The organism is Cupriavidus basilensis, assembly GCF_000876015.1.
GTDB lineage: Bacteria > Pseudomonadota > Gammaproteobacteria > Burkholderiales > Burkholderiaceae > Cupriavidus > Cupriavidus basilensis_B.
This window is the reverse complement of record NZ_BBQM01000001.1, coordinates 187097-204465: the sequence shown is the minus strand read 5'-3', so window position 1 is coordinate 204465 and position 17369 is coordinate 187097. Positions and strand designations below refer to the sequence as shown.

Genomic DNA, 17369 nt, shown 5'->3' with positions numbered 1-17369 from the left:
GGGGGCGGTGGTTCTGCAGGGATTCTGCCGGTACCGGTTTTAGCGGCCACTGTCTCTCGGGTGGTGTTCGATTCGTGGTGGCGCTGCATGATGGCATAGGCCCAGGCCCTTCGGGCTGCTGCCGCGACCGCGGCAAATGCATACGGCATAGGAACGGTGCTGGTTTCGTGGTGGGCGTGGTGGCCCCGACTTGAGACGCGCCCGGTTTTGGCTTGAAAAGTAATCCGGTTCAAAGTAACCCAGCACGCCCGCGCTGGGTCCACCACGCCCACCACGAAACCAGTGCCGGTGCTACGCCGTGACCGCCCAAACCGGTAACGGCAGATGTCCGAACCAGCAGTGCGCCCGCCATCATAGGTCTGACCCCGCAACCCATACCGCCAGCCAGATCGTGGCCGCTCGCACCGGTAACGGCAGGATCCCAGCAGAACTACAGGCCCCACGACGAAACCAACAACAAGAGAAATCCCAACGTTTCTGCCCCTGCCGGCCAGGCAGCCCGCTTTCTTTGCCTACTTTCTTTTCGGGCAAAAGAAAGTAGGTCGCTCCGGGGGAGCGAAAGCCTTTGACTTTGATGTTGACTTTGACTTTGATGTTAAGCAGTCGACTTTGAAGTGGCTTTTGACATTAAGAAACCACCATTAAAATCAACCCCCTTCAAAACTCCCCATGCAACCTGACCCCATAAAACTTGGCCGGTCCCCGATCCCGATTATACCCAGGATTCCGAATATACTGAAAATCCGGACTAATACTCAAATACTTGACCGGCTGAAAACTGTAATACAACTCCATCACCTGTTCCGGCCCATACCGTAGCGCGCCGTCCCCGAGAAACGCCCCGAGGCCGCCGGCCTCCAGATACGCCCGGTGCCGCGGTCCCAGCATGTTGACCGCCACGGCCAGCCCTACCGCGTCGCGCGGGCGACCCCAGGCGTTGCCGTTGAGCACGCCGCCGGCCGATACCTGGCGGCCGATTTCCGTGAAGGCGTAGGTCTCGGTCTTGTCGTCGGACATGTTGGCGCGCGCGAACACGCCCAGCGATTCGTTGATCCGTTGCAGCAGGGTCAGCCCCACGCCGATCTTGGCGTGTTCCTCGCGCACGTTGGCCACGTCCGGCGTGGTGCCGGTGGCGGCGCCGAACTGCAGCGCGTCGCTGAACGCGCCCATGCGCGCCTTGTTGCGGAAGAACAGCAGCCGCGCGGTGCCGGGCTGGCCGGCGATGCTGTAGCGCTTCTCCAGTTCGAGGATGTCGCCGTAGTGCTGGAACATGCGCGTGTCCAGCTCCAGCCCGTTGGATTCGAGCGGCTGCAGGAAGCGGCCGATGCGCGCCGACCACGCGTCGCCGATGTATTCCAGCGCCACGCCCCAGTCGTAGCCGCGCGCGTCGGCCGGGTAGTCGAACGCGCCGTGCGTGAGGAATGACCAGTTCATGAACTGGGTGCGCGGGTCGGAGCCGAATTCGTTCTGGTCGAACACGTCGAGCGCGCCGAAATTGCCGGCGGTCAGCACCACGCGGCGCTTGTCGACGCTGCCGGCGAACTGGTTGAAATCGGCCTCGACGTCCTCGCTGCCGCCGCCCAGGCCCCAGGTCTGGCGCACGAAGGCGCGCGCGCGGTAGAACACCGGGTTGGTGCTCGACACCTTGGCCAGCTCGCCGTTGGGCAGGCCGCCCAGGCCGTGCAGCTCGGAGAACGGCACGCCCTGCGTCACCTCCGGGTTGAAGTGGAATTCGGCGCCGCGCCACAGGCGGATCCCCAGGTCGAGCGTGGTGCTGAACGAATAGCTCTTGGCGCGCTGCGCGGCCAGGCTGTTGTCGCCCGAATAGGCCGCGCCGAAGGCCGGCTTGCGCTGCCAGATATAGGTGGTCTGGCCGTGGAACGAGAACGGCGCGTCGGCCTCGTTCACCAGGCTGCCCGAGGCCGGCATCGGGTCCGGCGCCGGGCCTGCGTCCTGCGCCCGCGCCACGCCGGCGCAGGCCAGCAGCGACAGGGCGACGGCCGGCAAGCGGCAGGCAACGGACAAGCGGAACCGCGCCGGGGCGGCGGTGAGACGGCGAAGCAGCATGAAAAATCCGGGGAGAAACCTGACCGGCGGGGCGGCCGGCGGCAGCAACGGTGCTGCCTGGCGAATTGGCGGGACGAAGCATAGCCAAGGCTTTATGACATGTCTACCTTGCATTGCTGCATTGCAACATTCCACTTCCCGCGCGGGTGCGCCGCGGTCCCAGGCCATCGTTATTTTTGTAACCGGCCTTGAATTAATTAATCCAACAATTAATATTTCTCTGTTCCCGCACAGCGCTTGCCCCATGCCCACGCCGCCGCCCGCCCGCTCGCCTTCCCCGCCCCGCCGCCCGGGCCGGCCCGCCGCCGGCAAGGCGGCCACGGCCGGCCAGCGCGGGCAACTGCTCGACGCCGCCACCACCCTGTTCGCGCGGCACGGCGTGGCCGCCACGCCGATCAGGACCATTGCCGCGCATGCCGGCGTCACGCCGGCGCTGGTGCACTACTACTTCCGCGACCGCGACCAGCTGCTCGACGCGGTGGTCGACGAGCGCCTGCAGCCGCTGGTGGAGCAGGTCTTCGCGCCCGCGCTGGCGGACCAGGAAGATCCCACCGCGATGCTGGTCGGCATCGCCACGCGGCTGATCCGCGCCGCCGCCGCCACGCCGTGGTTCCCCGGGCTGTGGATCCGCGAGATCGTCAACGCGGAAGGCCAGCTGCACGAGCGCGTGCTGCAGAAGATCGCGCTGCAGCGCGCCGGCATCGTCACCGCCCACCTGGGCGCCGCGCGCGCGGCCGGCAAGCTCAACCCGGGCGTGGAGCCGGCACTGCTGATGGTGTCGCTGATCGGCCTGACGCTGCTGCCGCTGGCCACCACGCATATCTGGCAGCGCCTGCCCGGCGCGCAGGGCATCGACCCCGAGGCGCTGGCGCGCCACGTCGGCGCGCTGCTCGCGCACGGGATGTCGCCGCTGCCGCTGCCTCCCAGCCCCTCCGCCTGAGACCCAGCCATGCGCACGGAGCCTGCCATGCACCGCCACCGCCTTCGCCACCTTCGCCACCTTCTCCGCCTCTCCCGCCGGACCGCCGCCCTGGCGTTGCCGGCCGCGGCCGCCGCGCTGCTCGGCGCGTGCGGCAACGACGCGCCGCCCGCCTGGCAAGGCTACGTGGAGGGCGAGTTCGTCAGCGTGGCCTCGCCGTTCGCCGGGCGGCTCGACCAGCTCGTCGTGCAGCGCGGCCAGCAGGTCGCCGGCGGCGCGCCGCTGTTCGCGCTCGAAGCCGACGACGAAAGCGCCGCGCGGCAGCAGGCCGCCGCGCAGGTGCGCGCGGCCGAGTCGCAGGCGGCCGACCTGCAGACCGGCAAGCGCCCGCCCGAGGTGGACGCCACCCGCGCGCAGCTCGCGCAGGCGCAGGCCGGCGCGCTGCGCAGCGCGGCGCAATACCGGCGCGACCAGGCGCAGTTCGCCATCGGCGGCGTGTCCCAGGCGCAGCTCGAGGAAAGCCGCGCCACGGCCGCCGCCGACGCCGCCCGCGTGCGCGAACTGCAGCGCGACGTGGAAGTGGCGCGCCTGCCCGGGCGCAGCGCCCAGCGCGCCGCGCAGGAGGCCCAGGTGGCCGCGGCGCGCGCCGCGCTGGCGCAGGCCGAGTGGAAGCTCTCGCGCAAGACCGTGAGCGCGACCCAGGCCGGCCTGGTCTACGACACGCCGTTCCGCCGCGGCGACTGGGTGCCGGCCGGCAGCCCGGTGGTCAGGCTGCTGCCGCCGGGCAACGTCAAGGTGCGCTTCTACGTGCCGGAAACCGTGGTCGGCGCGTTCAGGACCGGCGAGCCGGTGCGCGTGCGCTGCGACGGCTGCGCCGCGCCGGTCGACGCCACCGTCAGCTACATCTCCAGCCAGGCCGAGTTCACGCCGCCGGTGATCTACAGCAACGAGACGCGCGCCAAGCTGGTGTTCCTGGTGGAAGCGCGCCCGGCCGCGGCCGACGCGCCGAAGCTGCACCCGGGCCAGCCGGTCGAGGTGGCGCGGCCATGAGCGCATCCGCCATGCCCCCGGCAGCGCCCGGTCCGCGCGGCGACGGCCACGCCGGATGGGTCATCGACGTGCGCGACCTCACCAAGCGCTACGGCGACAAGGTGGTGGTCGACAAGCTCGCCATGCAGGTCGGGCGCGGCGAGATCTTCGGCTTCCTCGGCCCCAACGGCAGCGGCAAGACCACCTCGATCCGCATGATGTGCGGCCTGCTCACGCCCGACGGCGGCAGCGGCACCTGCCTGGGCTACGACATCCTGCGCGAGAGCGCGCAGATCAAGCGCCGCGTGGGTTACATGACGCAGAAGTTCTCCTACTGGGACGATCTCTCCATCCGCGAGAACCTCGATTTCGTCGCGCGCGTGTACGGCATGCCGAAGCGGCGCGAGGCCGTGGACCGCGCGCTCGAGGAACTCGGCCTGGCCAGCCGCGCGCAGCAGCTGGCCGGCTCGCTCTCGGGCGGCTGGAAGCAGCGCCTGGCGCTGGCCGCCTGCCTGCTGCACGAGCCGCAGCTGCTGCTGCTCGACGAGCCCACCGCCGGCGTGGACCCGAAGGCGCGACGCGATTTCTGGGCGCAGTTGCATCAGCTCGCCGCGCGCGGCATCTCGGTGCTGGTCAGCACGCACTACATGGACGAGGCCGAGCGCTGCCACAAGCTCGCCTACATCGCCTACGGCAAGCTGCTGGCGCAGGGCACCGCGGGCGAGGTGGTGGCCAGCCAGAAGCTGGTCACGTGGAGCGTGCTGGGCGAGCAGCTTTCCGCGCTGTCCGACCAATTGCGCGGCGCGCCCGGGGTCGAGCAGACCGTGGTGTTCGGCAGCGCGCTGCACGTCACCGGGCACGACGAAGCCGCGCTCGAAGCCACGCTGCGCCGCGTGGCCGGCGCGCGGCACCGGCTGGAGCGGATCGACACCAGCCTCGAAGACGTCTTCATCCACATGATGAGCCGCGCCGACGACAACATGCGCGCCGGCAAGGAGGCCGGGCGATGAGCGGCAACGGCAATGGCGGGCGCTTCGCGTTCTCGCCGCAGCGCTGGTGGAGCATCGTCATCAAGGAGTTCCTGCAGCTGCGCCGCGACCGCATCACCTTCGGCATGATCGTGGGCCTGCCGATCATCCAGCTGATGCTGTTCGGCTTCGCCATCAACACCGACCCGCGCCAGCTGCCCACCGCGGTGATCGCGGCGGACCACAGCGAATTCACGCGCTCGTTCGTGGCCGGCATGCAGGCTTCCACGTATTTCCGCGTGACCCGCACCCTGCCCGACGAAGCGGCCGGGCGCGCCGCGCTGCGCCGCGGCGACGTGCAGTTCGTGCTCACCATCCCGCCCGACTTCACCGCGCGGCTGCTGCGCGGCGAGCGCCCGGCGCTGCTGGTCGAGGCCGACGCCACCGACCCGTCCGCCACCGGCCAGGCCATCGCCGCGCTGCCGCAGCTGGCCTACTCGGTGGCCGACAAGGACCTGCGGGGCGCGCTCGCGCATCTCGCGGGCGGCAAGGCGCCGTTCGAGGTGCAGGTGCAGCGCCTCTACAACCCGGAGGGCCTCACGCCGTACAACATCATCCCCGGCCTGATGGGCGTGATCCTGACCATGACGATGGTGATGATGACCGGCCTGGCGATGACGCGCGAGCGCGAGCGCGGCACGATGGAGAACCTGCTCGCCACGCCGGTCCGGCCGCTCGAGGTCATCACCGGCAAGATCGTGCCCTACGTGTTCATCGGCCTGATCCAGTCCACCATCATCCTGCTGGCGGCGCGCTGGGTCTTCCACGTGCCGTTCGTCGGCTCGGTGCTGGCGGTCTACCTGGCCGCGCTGCTGTTCATCGCCGCCAACCTGACGGTCGGCATCACGCTGTCGTCGCTGGCGCAGAACCAGCTGCAGGCGGTGCAGCTGACCTTCTTCTATTTCCTGCCGGGCATCCTGCTGTCGGGCTTCATGTTCCCGTTCCAGGGCATGCCGCGCTGGGCGCAGGGCATCGGCAGCGTGCTGCCGCTGACCTACTTCAACCGCATGATCCGCGGCATCCTGCTCAAGGGCAACGGCTGGGCCGAACTGTGGCCCGACGTGTGGCCGCTGCTGCTGTTTACCGCCGTGGTGATGGCCATCGCGGTGCGTTTCTACCGCCGCACACTCGACTAAGGGAGCCGGCCATGCCAGCCTTGCCGCGCGTTCTCGTCTCCATGCTGCCCGCCGCGCTCGCGCTCGCGCTCGGCGGCTGCGCCGTCGGCCCCGATTTCGCGGTGCCGCCCGCGCCCGCCGGCGACACCTACACCGCCGGCACGCAGCCGCGGCGCACCGGCGCGGCCGACGCGCCGGACGGCCACGCGCAGGCGCTGCTGGCCGGCGCCGACGTGCCGGCGCAATGGTGGACGCTGTTCCAAAGCCCGGCGCTGGACCGCGCCATCCGCGCCGCGCTGGACGCCAGCCCCACGCTGGCGCAGGCGCGCGCGCGGCTGGAGCAGGCGCGCCAGGACCTCTCCGCCAGCACCGGCGCGCTGCTGGCGCCGCGCGTGGACGCCAAGCTCAACACCACGCGCGAGCAGGTCGACCTCGCCTCGGTCGGCATCACCGCGTTTCCCAGCCCGGGCCCGTTCACGCTGTACGGCGCCAGCGTGACGGTCTCCTACACGCTCGACCTGTTCGGCGGCGCGCGGCGCGAGCTCGAAGGCCTGCGCGCGGCGGTGGACTACCAGCGCTTCGAGCTGGAGGCGGCGCGCCTGGCGCTGGCCGGCAACGTGGCCACCGCGGCGATCCGCGAGGCCAGCCTGCGCGCGCAGATCGCCGACACCGAGGCCATCGTGCGGGCCCAGCAGCAGCAGCTCGCCATCACGGAGCAGCGCCACCAGGCCGGCGGCGTGGCCGCGCTCGACGTGCGGCGCCAGCGCGGCGAGCTGGCGCAGAGCCAGGCGCTGCTGCCTGGGCTGGTCCAGCAGCTTGCCGCCACGCGCCACCAGCTCGCGGTGTACGCGGGCCAGGAACCGGCGAACGCCGGCCTGCCCGAATTCCGCCTCGAAGACCTGACGCTGCCCGACACGCTGCCGCTGACCCTGCCGTCCGCGCTGGCGCGGCGCCGGCCCGACATCCGCGCGGCCGAGGCGCTGCTGCACCAGGCCTCGGCCAATATCGGCGTGGCCACCGCGCAGCGCTATCCGCAGCTCACGCTGAGCGGCAGCGCCGGCACCCAGGCCATGTCCACGCGCAACCTGTTCGACAGCTTCAACGTGTGGTCGCTGGCGGCGGGCATCGTGCAGCCGGTGTTCCGCGGCGGCGAGCTGGTGGCGCGCAAGCGCTCGGCCGAAGCAGCCTACGAGCAATCGCTGGCCGCCTACCGGCAGGCGGTGCTGAGCGGCCTGCGCGAAGTGGCCGACACGCTGCGCGCGCTCGAGGCCGACGCCGACACGCTGCGCGCGCGCGCCGACAGCGCGCGCGAGGCCGCCGCCACGCTGGCCGTGGTCAGGGAACAGTACCGCCTCGGCGGCGTCAGCCAGCTGGCGGTGCTCGATGCCGAGCGGCAGGACCGGCAGGCGCGGCTGACGCTGGCGCAGGCGCGCGCGAGCCGCTTCTCCGACTCGGCCGCGCTGCTGCAGGCGCTGGGCGGCGGCTGGTGGCAGGAACAGGCCGCCGCCACTGGCAAGGCGTTGGCGTCAGCGCCCCAGGAACGCCCGTAGCCGGCGCGCGCCTTCGTCAAGGCGGGCGGTGTCGCAGGCGTAGCACCAGCGCACGAAGCCTTCGCCTTCGTCGCCGAACGCGCTGCCGGGCGCCAGGCCCAGATGCGCCTCGCGCACCAGCTGCTTGCACAGCGCCAGGCTGTCGCGCGCGCCCTCGAGCCGGAAGAACACGTACATCGCGCCCTCCGGCGCATGCACGTCCACGCCGGGCACTTCGGACAGCGCACTCACGAGGTGGTCGCGCGCCGCGCGCAGCTTGCCGACCAGCTCGCGCGTGAAGGCCTCGCCCTCGCGCACGGCCACGATGCCCGCCTCCTGCACGAACGACGGCGCGCACGAGGTGTTGTACTCGATCAGCTTGCCGAGATCGCCGGTGAGCGCCGCCGGCAGCACCATCCAGCCCAGCCGCCAGCCCGTCATCAGCCACGCCTTCGAGAACGAGTTCACGCAGATCACGCGCTCGTCGCGGCTGGCGATGTCGAGGAAGGACGGCGCCACGGCGTGTTCGCCGCCGCCGTAGTAGAGCCGCTCGTAGACCTCGTCCGCGATGATCCAGATGCCGTGCCGGCGGCAGTGGTCGAGCACGGCCTGCTGGTCCGCGCGCGACATCACCCAGCCGGTCGGGTTGTTGGGCGAGTTGATCATCAGCAGGCGCGTGCCGGGCGTGAGCGCGGCCAGCAGCTGGTCCAGGTCGAGCGTCCAGCCGTGCGCGCCGTAGTCGAGCGAGACCGTCTCCACCCCGGCGCCGAGGATCTTGGGAATCTCCACCAGGTTGGGCCACAGCGGCGTGACCGCCACGGCGCGGTCGCCGGGGCCGGCCACCAGCTGCGCGGCCAGCATCAGCGCGTTGACGCCGGCGCTGGTGACGGCCACGTTGTCCGCCGCGGTGGCGCCGTGCAGCGCGCTCACGTAGCCGGCCAGCGCCTCGCGCAGCGGCGCGATGCCGAGGTTGTGCGTGTAGAACGTGGCGCCGCCGGCCAGCGCGCGGCTGGCGGCGTCGCGGATGAAGGCGGGCGTGACCTGGTCGGACTCGCCGAACCAGAACGGCAGCACGTCGGGCAGGCCGATGCCGGCGTTGGCCACCTCGCGGATGCGCGAGGCGCGCAGGTGATGGACGGCGGCGCGGGCGGCGGCCGGGCCGGGCTGGCTGGTGGACATCTGCACTCCTTGGTGTCGGGTGGCCCCGCGCCGGCGGGCGCGCGGCGAAGCGGGGGGGAAGCGGAGAGAAGCGGCGCATCCGCGCAAGCGTAGCGCAAAGCCGGTGGCCGCGGTATCGGCGCCGGCCCGGGCACGGAGCAATTCCCGCGCCACCTCGCCCGCGCCACCTCGCGCGGCGCCGGGCGCCAGCCCCGGCCCGGCCGCGCGCGGCCGCCGCCTAGGGATTGTCCCGATCCCCGCCGCATTGACTCTCCCGTCTTTATCGCCTACAAATCTGTCCACAACATCAGTTATTTTTGTAGACAATTTTGTTCTCAATAAAAATGCGGGCCGCGCACAGGAACGCGGCCGGCGCCTCGCCACGCACGGCCCGGGCGCGGCCCGTCCAGCGGGACCGCCTTGCCGCCCGGCCGGCATCCGCCACCAGGAGAGATCCACGATGCAAGCGACTGCCACCCCCACCGCGTCGCCCGACGCCGCCCAGGCCGCCGGCCACGCGCACGGCAACGCCCTCGTCAAGCCCGGCTACGACGAGCGCCTGACCAACGAGGACCTCGCCCCGCTGCGCCGGCAGACCTGGGGCACCTACAACATCTTCGCGTTCTGGATGTCCGACGTGCACAGCGTGGGCGGCTACATCACCGCCGGCAGCCTGTTCGCGCTGGGCCTGTCGAGCTGGCAGGTGCTGGTGTCGCTGCTGGTGGGCATCGTGATCGTGCAGTTCTTCTGCAACCTCGTGGCCAGGCCCAGCCAGGCCACCGGCACGCCCTACCCGGTGATCTGCCGCGCCTCGTTCGGCGTGCTCGGCGCCAACATCCCGGCGGTGATCCGCGGGCTGATCGCGGTGGCGTGGTACGGCATCCAGACCTATCTCGCGTCGAGCGCGTTCCTGGTGCTGGCGCTGCATTTCTTCCCGGCGCTGGCGCCGTATGCGGATGCGAAGCTGCACGGCTTCGCCGGACTGTCCGCGCTGGGCTGGTGCGCGTTCATGACGCTGTGGGTGCTGCAGGCGCTGGTGTTCTGGAACGGCATGGAGACCATCCGCAAGTTCATCGACTGGGCCGGCCCGGCGGTCTACGTGGTGATGATCGCGCTGGCGATCTGGCTGGTGCAGAAGGCCGGCTGGCAGAACGTCAACTTCACACTGAGCTTCCTCAAGTACACCGGCTGGGACGCGGTGCCGGTGATGCTCACGGCGATCGCGCTGGTGGTGTCGTACTTCTCCGGCCCGATGCTCAACTTCGGCGACTTCTCGCGCTATGCGAAGGACTTCCGCTCGGCGCGGCGCGGCAACTTCTGGGGCCTGCCGGTCAACTTCCTCGGCTTCTCGCTGCTCACGGTGATCACCACCTCGGCCACGCTGCCGGTGTTCGGCAAGCTCATCACCGACCCGGTGGAGACCGTCAGCCACATCGACAGCACCTTCGCCATGCTGCTGGGCGCGTTCACCTTCATGACCGCCACCATCGGCATCAATATCGTGGCCAACTTCGTCTCGCCGGCGTTCGACTTCTCCAACGTCTCGCCGAAGCACATCAGCTGGCGCACCGGCGGCATGATCGCGGCGGTGGCGTCGATCTTCATCACGCCGTGGAATCTCTACAACAACCCGCAGGTCATCCACTACACGCTGGACATCCTGGGCGCGTTCATCGGCCCGCTGTTCGGCATCCTGATCGCCGACTACTACCTGGTGCGCCGGCAACGGGTGGCGGTGGACGACCTCTACACCATGAGCGCGCAAGGCCGCTACTGGTACCGCAACGGCTACAACCCGGCGGCCGTGCTCACCCTGCTGCCGTCGGCGCTGGTGCCCATCCTGTGCGTGGTGGTGCCGGCGTGGCAGGGGCTGGCGAACTACAGCTGGTTCATCGGCATGGGCATGGCCCTGCTGCTGTACCGCCTGCTGGCGCCGCGCCTGATGGCGGCGCACCTTGCCGACCGCGGCTGAATTTCCCGGACATCTGACCCCGGACACCCGACCCCGAAAACCCGCCATGAAGCTCAAGATCATCAACCCCAACACCACCCAGAGCATGACCGACAAGATCGGGCAGTGCGCCGCCGCCGTGGCCGCGCCCGGCACGCGCATCGCCGCGGTCAGCCCGCGCATGGGGCCGGCCTCGATCGAGAGCCACTACGACGAGGCGCTCTCGGTGCCCGGCATCCTCGACGAGATCCTGGCCGGCGAGCAGGACGGCACCGACGGCTACGTGATCGCCTGCTTCGGCGATCCCGGCCTGTACGCGGCGCGCGAGCTCGCGCGCGGCCCGGTGATCGGCGTGGCCGAGGCGGCCATGCACATGGCCAGCATGGTCGGCACCAGCTTCAGCGTGGTGACGACGCTGGCGCGCACCTGCAACATCGCCTGGCACCTGGCCGAGCGCTACGGCATGAAGCGCTTCTGCCGCGCGGTGCACGCCTGCGACCTGCCGGTGCTGGAGCTGGAGCGGCCCGGCTCGGACGCGCGCCGCATCGTCGCCGAGGCCTGCCGCGGCGCGCTCGCGCGTGACGGCAGCGACTGCATCGTGCTCGGCTGCGCCGGCATGGCCGACCTGTGCGAGGAGATCGCCGAGGCCATCGGCGCGCCGGTGATCGACGGCGTCAGCGCGGCGGTGAAGATGGCCGAGGGAATGGTCTCGATCCGGCTCGGCACCAGCAAGCGCGGCGACTGGGCGCGCCCGCTGCCCAAGGCCTACGCCGGCATGCTGGCGCCGTTCGCGCTCAACTGAGCGCGCGGCCTGCCAGCCGACTTGTGTACGATATGCGGGAATTTCGTCGCCAATCTCGGCGGCAAGCCGACCATGCGTACCCAGATGGCAACCAGCAGAAGCAAAGCGAAACCGAAGGACAAGGATAGGGACAGGGACAACGCCGCGGAGGCGACCGAGGCGGCCGAGGCCGGCGAGGGCTCGCCCGCCGAGACGATCTACCTCCACCTGCTCACCGCGATCATGGAGCACCGCCTGCTGGCGGGCACCAAGCTGGTGGAGGAGCGCCTGTGCGAAGTCACCGGCGCGAGCCGCGCGCGCATCCGCCAGGTGTTCGCGCGGCTCGCGCACGAGAAGCTGGTGACGCTGGTGCCCAACCGCGGCGCCTTCATCGCCAGCCCCACGGTGGACGAGGCGCGCCAGGTGTTCCAGGCGCGCCGCGTGGTGGAGCCGGAGCTGGCCGGCGTGCTGGCGCGGCAGGCCACGCCGGCCCGCATCCGCAGCCTGCGCCGCCACGCGCAGGAGGAAGACAGCGCGCGCGGCCGCGGCGACCGCGCCGCCATGATCCGCCTGTCCGGCGAGTTCCATATCCTGCTGGCGGAGATCGCCGGCAACGCGATCCTGGAAAAGCTGATCCGCGAGATGGTCTCGCTGACCTGCCTGATCATCACGCTCTACGACCGCCCGGGCGCGCCCGCCTGCCCCGAGCACGAGCACCGCGAGCTGATCGACGCCATCGAGAAGCGCGACGCCGCGCGCGCCGGCGCGCTGATGACCGAGCACCTGGAACACATCGAGGCCTCGCTCGACCTCACCGCGCAGGCCAGCGGCACGCCCGACTTCCACAGCATCTTCGCGCGCGGCTGAGGCGCGGCGGGCGCTAGCGCCCGTCGTCGTCGACGCCGCCCTGCGATACCCAGCCGGGCTTCATGCGCAGGCCGAAGCTGCTCTGCGGCTGCGCCTCGCGCTCCGGGCGCAGCGCGTACTGGTCGCGGTTGCCCGGCGAGAGCGGCGGCGCGGCCGGCCGGAGCGCCGGCGCCGGCGGCGCCTTGCCGGCCGCGCGCGGCGCGGCCTTGCCGGGCGCGGCGCCGGCGCCGGGCTGGTCGGCGGGCGGCGCGGCCGGGGCTGCCTGGGCCGCCAGGCAGGCGCACAGGGTTGCGAGGATGGGAAGGAGGGGTTTCAAGATCACACTGTCTCGCCGCGGCGAGACCGGGAATCGCCCGCCGCCGCTCGTTGCCGAAGGGAGCATTGTCGCAGCTAGTGGCGCTCCCGGGCCAGTATCCTGAATCGCGGACTCGCCGGGCCCCTTTCCGCGATGCCCTCTTCGACCCTCTCCGGCAGTCCCTCCGGCCGGCGGCGCTAGGCCGCCAGCGCCTCGACGCCGCACCAGCTGGCGATGAAAAGCGCCAGCGTCTTGGTCACCATGCGCACGGACTGCAGGTTGACCGCCTCGTCGTAGCCATGCGGCATGCGGCATTCCGGGCCGTAGACGATGGCCGGCGTGTCGGCGTACAGGCCGAAGAACCGGGCGTCGGTGGCGGCCGAGGTCGAATACTCCTGCAGCGCCTCGCCGAACACGCGCTCGTGGCTGGCGCGCAGCGCGGCTTCCACGTCCTCGCCGTTCTCCAGCACGTAACCCTCGGCCATGAAGCCGTGGTAGATCACGCGCGGCGGATGCTTGGCCAGGAAAGGATCGCGGGCCGCGGCCGCGGCGATGAAGGCCTCGATCTCCGCCCTGGCGGACGCCAGGCTCTGGCCCGGATACACCGCCACGCGCATGTCGAAGTGGCACCACGCGGGCACGCTCGAGGCCCAGTCGCCGCCGGCGATCTTGCCGAGGTTGAAGTTGATGGGATGCGGGTGGCAGCAATAGTGCCGGTAGTCCTTCTTGCGCGCGTTCCAGGTGACTTCCAGCGCCTTCAGCTCGCCGATCAGGAAGATCGCCTTCTCGATCGCGTTGGCGCCGGCGCCCGAGAACGCCGCCGAAGCGTGCTGCGGGTCGCCATCGACCTGCACCTGGAACCACATCGGCCCGACCTGGGCCCGCATGAGCTTGGGCAGCAGCGGCTCGGGAATGAAGGCGGCGTCCGCCCGGTAGCCGCGCTGCAGGCAGGCCAGCGCGCCGTTGCCGGTGCATTCCTCTTCCACCACCGATTGCAGGTACACGTTGGCCGCGGGCTGCAGGCCCACCGCGCGCAGCGCGTCCAGCGCCGACACGCAGGCCACCAGCCCCGCCTTCATGTCCCCGGCGCCGCGCCCGTGCATCCAGCCGTCGACGATCTCGGCGCCGTACGGGTCCCGCGTCCATTGCGCCAGCGGCCCGACGGGCACGACGTCGATGTGCCCGTTCAGGATCAGCGAGCGCCCGGCCTGCGTGCGCGCGCGATGCGCGCCGACCACGTTGAAGGCGTTGTCATACGAGACCGCCACCGGCGAGAAGCCCGGCAGGTGCCGGATCTTCTCGACGTCGATCTGCCACTGGTCCACGGCATAACCGCGCGCGCGGTATTGCCGCGCCATGAAATCCTGGGCCGTCGCCTCCTCGCCGCGCTGCGAGGGAATCCTGACCAGTTGCCGGAGCAGCTCGGTCTGCGTGTCGAAGCCGCTGTCCACCGCGTCGAGAATGCGCGCGGCGAGAGAGTCCGCCAGCGGCGTGGCGAGTTCGTTCTGGTTCATGCGTTTGCCTTTGAGATCATTGCCGGCGGCAGCACCCTGGCGCCGGTTTCCGGATGTTCCGATGCGGCCGCCGATGCAGCCCGCGCGCGCCTCAGCCCCGCTCCACGGCCATGCCGGGATAGTCGCCGGCCGCTTCCTGGCGGTCCTCCGCGGACGCGCCCTCGCCATTGGGGATGAGCAGCGCGGCCAGGAACGTGCTGCCGGCGATCAGCGCGAACAGCAGCGCCAGCGGCCCCCATTGCAGGCCGTACTGCTGCGCGATCCACAGTCCCACCAGCGGCGTGGTCCCGCCGAAGACGGCGCCGCAGATCTGGAAGCTCAGCGAGATGCCGGTGTAGCGCACGTTGACCGGGAACGCCTTGGGCAGGAACGGCGCCAGCACCGCGTAGTAGGCGCCGATGAAGGCCGTGGCCACCAGGATGCCGATGGCGATGTTGGTCAGGTCGCGGGTCAGGATGAGCATCATCATGGGCGCCGCCCACAGCACCGCCGCGCCCGACACGATGGCGATGAACCTGCGCTCGCCGAGGCGATGGGCGAGATAGGAGGCCAGCGGGAAGCTCAGGAACTCGACCAGGCCGGTGTAGGTGACGATCTTGAGGATGTCGGGCTTGGCGACGTGCAGGTAGTTGGTGGTGTAGGTGATCATCAGCGTGGTGATGAAGTAGAACCCGGAGATGCCGAGCATGGACAGCCCGATCCCCGCCACCAGCCGGCCCTTGAAGCGCGCGAAGATCGTGCGCAGCGGCGCGACCTCGACCGCGTGCGCGCTCCGCGCGCGCGCCTCGCGGTGCGCCTCCAGCTCCGGGCTCTCGTTGACGCCGCGCCGGATCAGGAACGCCACCAGCACCAGCACCGCGCTCACCAGGAACGGGATGCGCCAGCCCCAGCTCCTGAAATCGTTCTCGGGCAGCGCCGACACCACCTGGAAGATCGAGGTCGCCATGATCAGGCCGACCGGGCTGCCGTATTGCGGCGCGGCGGCCAGGAAGGTGCGCCAGCGCCGCGGCGCGTGCTCGGCGGCGATCAGCACCGCGCCGCCCCACTCGCCGCCCACGGCGACGCCCTGGACCAGCCGCAGGATCACCAGCAGGACCGCCGCCGAGATGCCGATGGCGTGATACGACGGCAGCAGCCCGATCAGCGTGGTCGACACGCCCATCAGCAGCAGCGTGATGATCAGCGCTTCGCGGCGGCCCACCTTGTCGCCCAGGTGGCCGAACAGGATGGCGCCGAAGGGCCGCGCCACGAAGCCCACGGCGAAGGTGCCCAGCGACGCGAGCGTGCCCATGAAGTGGTCCTTGGTGGCGAAGAACACGTCGCCGAACACCAGGGCCGACGCGGTGGCGTAGCAGAAAAAGTCGTACCACTCGATGGTGGTCCCGAAGAATGCGGCTGCGGCCGCCCGGAATGGCTGCCGCGTCGTTGTCGTACCCATGTTCTGTCTTCCTTCGTGATTGGTGGTGCCCGTTGCGTCCACACTCGCGGCGCGAGCCGCCGCCGCGAGTCACCGCCGGATGACTGGATCTGTTCGGATGGGTAGGCGGCGATTGACTATAGCAATCGATGGCTATAGCCTATATATCCAAATACGTTTATTTGATGAGGCCATTTCGATGCGCGCCGTGCTGCTTACCGACCTGCTTTCGCAAGCGCTTTCGAGGTCGGGGGAGGAACCGATGCAGCGCCAGATCTACCAGGTGGTGCGGCGCGCGGTGCTCGACCACACGCTGGTCGCCGGGCAGAAGCTGCCCTCCTCGCGCGCGCTGGCGCAGGACTTGGGCATCTCCCGCATCACCGTCTCGCTGGCCTACGACCGCCTGATCGCGGAGAACTATCTCAATGCCAGCAGCGGCAGCGGCACCTTCGTCGCGCCGACCAGCGTGCGGCCGCTCGGCGGCGCGTCCGAGGCGAGCCACGCCAGGCACACGATGGCCCTGTCCCAGCGCGGGCGCATGCTGGAGGACCTGCCCGGCGGCCTGAGCCAGTCCAGCGGCGCCTTCGTGCCCGGCGTGGCCGATGCCTCGATGTTCCCGTTCCACCTGTGGCGGCGGCTGGTGTCCCGGCACATCGGCAAGGGCGACCTCTCGCTGTCGGGGTACGCGGCCGACGGCGGCGGCTTCGCGCCGCTGCGCGCGGCGGTGGCGAGCTACCTGAAGATCTCCCGCTCGGTGGCGTGCGAGCCGGAGCAGGTCATCATCACCTCGGGCACGCACCAGTCCATCGACCTGTGCGCGCGCCTGCTGGCCGACCCCGGCGACATGGCCCTGGTCGAGAACCCGTGCCACTGGGCGTTCCCCACGGTGCTGGCGTCGGCCGGGCTCAGCATCGGCGCCGGCACCGTGGACGAGCACGGGCTGTCGCTGGAAGCGAGCCACGCGCCGCGCCACACGCGCCTGGTCGTGACCAGCCCGTCGCATCACTATCCCACCGGCGTGGTGATGCCGCTGGCGCGCCGGCTGGAGCTGCTGCAAAGCGCGCGCTCGCGCAACCTGTGGGTCATGGAGGACGACTACGACAGCGAGTTCCGCTACGACGGCGCGCCGCTGCCCTCGCTGCAGGGCCTGGACAGCGATGCGCGGGTCATCTACGTGGGCACCTTCAGCAAGGCGATGTTCGCCGGCGTGCGCCTGGGCTACCTGGTGGTGCCCGCGCACCTGGCGCAGACCTTCTCGATGGCCAGCGCCAAGCTCTACCGGCCCGGCCAGCTCCATGCGCAGGCGGCCCTCGCCGACTTCATCGACGAAGGCCACTTCTCCCAGCACATCCGCCGCATGCGGCTCGAATACGCGGAGCGGCAGAACACGCTGCGCGCATGCCTGACGCGCCGGCTCGGCGGCGCGATCAGCCTGTCGGAGGCGCGCGCCGGCCTGCACCTGTTCATGCGCATGGACCTGAAGACGGGCACCGGCGCCCTGGTGGAAGCGGCCCGGGCGAAGCACATCGTGCTCGGCGCCCCGCGCTTCGTGGCGGCGCGCCCGGACCTGGAAGACCGCTCCGTGGTGCTGGGCTTCGGCGGCGTGCCGCTCGCCGAGATCGCCCCGGGCGTGGAGCGGCTCGCCCGGGTGGTGGAGCAGTGCGGCGCGAAGAAGCGCGCGCCGGCCTGAACGCTGAAC

The 17369-nt window shown here is 70.7% G+C and carries 14 protein-coding genes; 9 read left to right on the top strand and 5 right to left on the bottom strand.

Annotation, left to right across the window (positions count from 1 at the left end):
* Positions 1-657 precede the first annotated feature (657 nt).
* Positions 658-2067, bottom strand: coding sequence for a carbohydrate porin (locus KF708C_RS00910; protein WP_081651607.1), 1410 nt, complete (start codon positions 2065-2067; stop codon positions 658-660).
* 244 nt (positions 2068-2311) lie between these two features.
* Here KF708C_RS00910 and KF708C_RS00905 point away from each other — a divergent pair, with 244 nt between their 5' ends.
* Genes KF708C_RS00905 through KF708C_RS00885 form a run of 5 tightly spaced genes read left to right on the top strand, consistent with a single transcriptional unit; the run spans position 2312 to position 7708 of the window.
* On the top strand, positions 2312-3007 hold the full coding sequence (locus tag KF708C_RS00905) for a TetR/AcrR family transcriptional regulator (protein ID WP_059410437.1): 696 nt from the start codon (positions 2312-2314) through the stop codon (positions 3005-3007).
* A 27-nt stretch (positions 3008-3034) separates the two neighbouring features.
* Positions 3035-4036 (top strand): HlyD family secretion protein, encoded by a 1002-nt coding sequence (locus KF708C_RS00900; protein ID WP_059410449.1) that lies wholly within the window; start codon positions 3035-3037, stop codon positions 4034-4036.
* 11 nt (positions 4037-4047) lie between these two features.
* Positions 4048-5025: an ABC transporter ATP-binding protein gene (locus tag KF708C_RS00895; RefSeq protein ID WP_059410436.1), complete on the top strand. Its 978-nt coding sequence runs from the start codon at positions 4048-4050 to the stop codon at positions 5023-5025.
* Entirely contained in the window at positions 5022-6179 is a 1158-nt protein-coding gene (locus KF708C_RS00890; RefSeq protein ID WP_059410435.1) for an ABC transporter permease, read from the top strand. The genes KF708C_RS00895 and KF708C_RS00890 overlap by 4 nt, the downstream gene beginning before the upstream one ends.
* Before the next feature lie 11 nt (positions 6180-6190).
* Complete coding sequence (locus KF708C_RS00885) at positions 6191-7708, top strand: efflux transporter outer membrane subunit (protein WP_059410434.1); 1518 nt, start codon at positions 6191-6193, stop codon at positions 7706-7708.
* Here the strand turns inward: KF708C_RS00885 and KF708C_RS00880 are convergent.
* Entirely contained in the window at positions 7685-8866 is a 1182-nt protein-coding gene (locus tag KF708C_RS00880) for a pyridoxal phosphate-dependent aminotransferase (RefSeq protein ID WP_059410433.1), read from the bottom strand. The genes KF708C_RS00885 and KF708C_RS00880 overlap by 24 nt on opposite strands.
* A gap of 439 nt (positions 8867-9305) precedes the next feature.
* Between KF708C_RS00880 and KF708C_RS00875 the strand changes: the two genes are divergently transcribed.
* The 3 genes from KF708C_RS00875 (at position 9306) to KF708C_RS00865 (ending at position 12444) form a co-directional block, all read left to right on the top strand.
* Positions 9306-10817 carry an NCS1 family nucleobase:cation symporter-1 gene (locus tag KF708C_RS00875; RefSeq protein WP_059410432.1) on the top strand — a complete coding sequence of 504 codons (1512 nt, stop codon included), beginning with the start codon at positions 9306-9308 and terminating at the stop codon, positions 10815-10817.
* 46 nt (positions 10818-10863) lie between these two features.
* Positions 10864-11598 (top strand): aspartate/glutamate racemase family protein, encoded by a 735-nt coding sequence (locus tag KF708C_RS00870; protein ID WP_020206800.1) that lies wholly within the window; start codon positions 10864-10866, stop codon positions 11596-11598.
* A gap of 84 nt (positions 11599-11682) precedes the next feature.
* Positions 11683-12444: a GntR family transcriptional regulator gene (locus tag KF708C_RS00865; RefSeq protein WP_231586354.1), complete on the top strand. Its 762-nt coding sequence runs from the start codon at positions 11683-11685 to the stop codon at positions 12442-12444.
* Positions 12445-12457: 13 nt separating this feature from the next.
* On the opposite strand, the gene KF708C_RS00860 is transcribed toward KF708C_RS00865, so the two are convergent.
* The 3 genes from KF708C_RS00860 to KF708C_RS00850 form a co-directional block, all read right to left on the bottom strand.
* The gene (locus tag KF708C_RS00860) at positions 12458-12760 is read right to left on the bottom strand and encodes a hypothetical protein (RefSeq protein WP_156173681.1); all 303 of its coding nucleotides are present in this window, start codon (positions 12758-12760) and stop codon (positions 12458-12460) included.
* 176 nt (positions 12761-12936) lie between these two features.
* Positions 12937-14253 (bottom strand): ArgE/DapE family deacylase, encoded by a 1317-nt coding sequence (locus KF708C_RS00855; RefSeq protein WP_059410429.1) that lies wholly within the window; start codon positions 14251-14253, stop codon positions 12937-12939.
* Positions 14254-14344: 91 nt separating this feature from the next.
* Complete coding sequence (locus KF708C_RS00850; RefSeq protein WP_020204805.1) at positions 14345-15691, bottom strand: MFS transporter; 1347 nt, start codon at positions 15689-15691, stop codon at positions 14345-14347.
* A 178-nt stretch (positions 15692-15869) separates the two neighbouring features.
* On the opposite strand from KF708C_RS00850, the gene pdxR reads away from it, so the two are divergent.
* Positions 15870-17360 carry a MocR-like pyridoxine biosynthesis transcription factor PdxR gene (pdxR, locus tag KF708C_RS00845; protein WP_059410428.1) on the top strand — a complete coding sequence of 497 codons (1491 nt, stop codon included), beginning with the start codon at positions 15870-15872 and terminating at the stop codon, positions 17358-17360.
* The last annotated feature ends 9 nt before the right edge of the window (positions 17361-17369 follow it).

Coding starts and splice junctions, on each gene's coding strand:
- KF708C_RS00910 (WP_081651607.1), bottom strand. CDS start 2,067: ATGCTGCTTCGCCGTCTCACCGCCGCCCCGGCGCGGTTCCGCTTGTCC.
- KF708C_RS00905 (WP_059410437.1), top strand. CDS start 2,312: ATGCCCACGCCGCCGCCCGCCCGCTCGCCTTCCCCGCCCCGCCGCCCG.
- KF708C_RS00900 (WP_059410449.1), top strand. CDS start 3,035: ATGCACCGCCACCGCCTTCGCCACCTTCGCCACCTTCTCCGCCTCTCC.
- KF708C_RS00895 (WP_059410436.1), top strand. CDS start 4,048: ATGCCCCCGGCAGCGCCCGGTCCGCGCGGCGACGGCCACGCCGGATGG.
- KF708C_RS00890 (WP_059410435.1), top strand. CDS start 5,022: ATGAGCGGCAACGGCAATGGCGGGCGCTTCGCGTTCTCGCCGCAGCGC.
- KF708C_RS00885 (WP_059410434.1), top strand. CDS start 6,191: ATGCCAGCCTTGCCGCGCGTTCTCGTCTCCATGCTGCCCGCCGCGCTC.
- KF708C_RS00880 (WP_059410433.1), bottom strand. CDS start 8,866: ATGTCCACCAGCCAGCCCGGCCCGGCCGCCGCCCGCGCCGCCGTCCAT.
- KF708C_RS00875 (WP_059410432.1), top strand. CDS start 9,306: ATGCAAGCGACTGCCACCCCCACCGCGTCGCCCGACGCCGCCCAGGCC.
- KF708C_RS00870 (WP_020206800.1), top strand. CDS start 10,864: ATGAAGCTCAAGATCATCAACCCCAACACCACCCAGAGCATGACCGAC.
- KF708C_RS00865 (WP_231586354.1), top strand. CDS start 11,683: ATGGCAACCAGCAGAAGCAAAGCGAAACCGAAGGACAAGGATAGGGAC.
- KF708C_RS00855 (WP_059410429.1), bottom strand. CDS start 14,253: ATGAACCAGAACGAACTCGCCACGCCGCTGGCGGACTCTCTCGCCGCG.
- KF708C_RS00850 (WP_020204805.1), bottom strand. CDS start 15,691: ATGGGTACGACAACGACGCGGCAGCCATTCCGGGCGGCCGCAGCCGCA.
- pdxR (WP_059410428.1), top strand. CDS start 15,870: ATGCGCGCCGTGCTGCTTACCGACCTGCTTTCGCAAGCGCTTTCGAGG.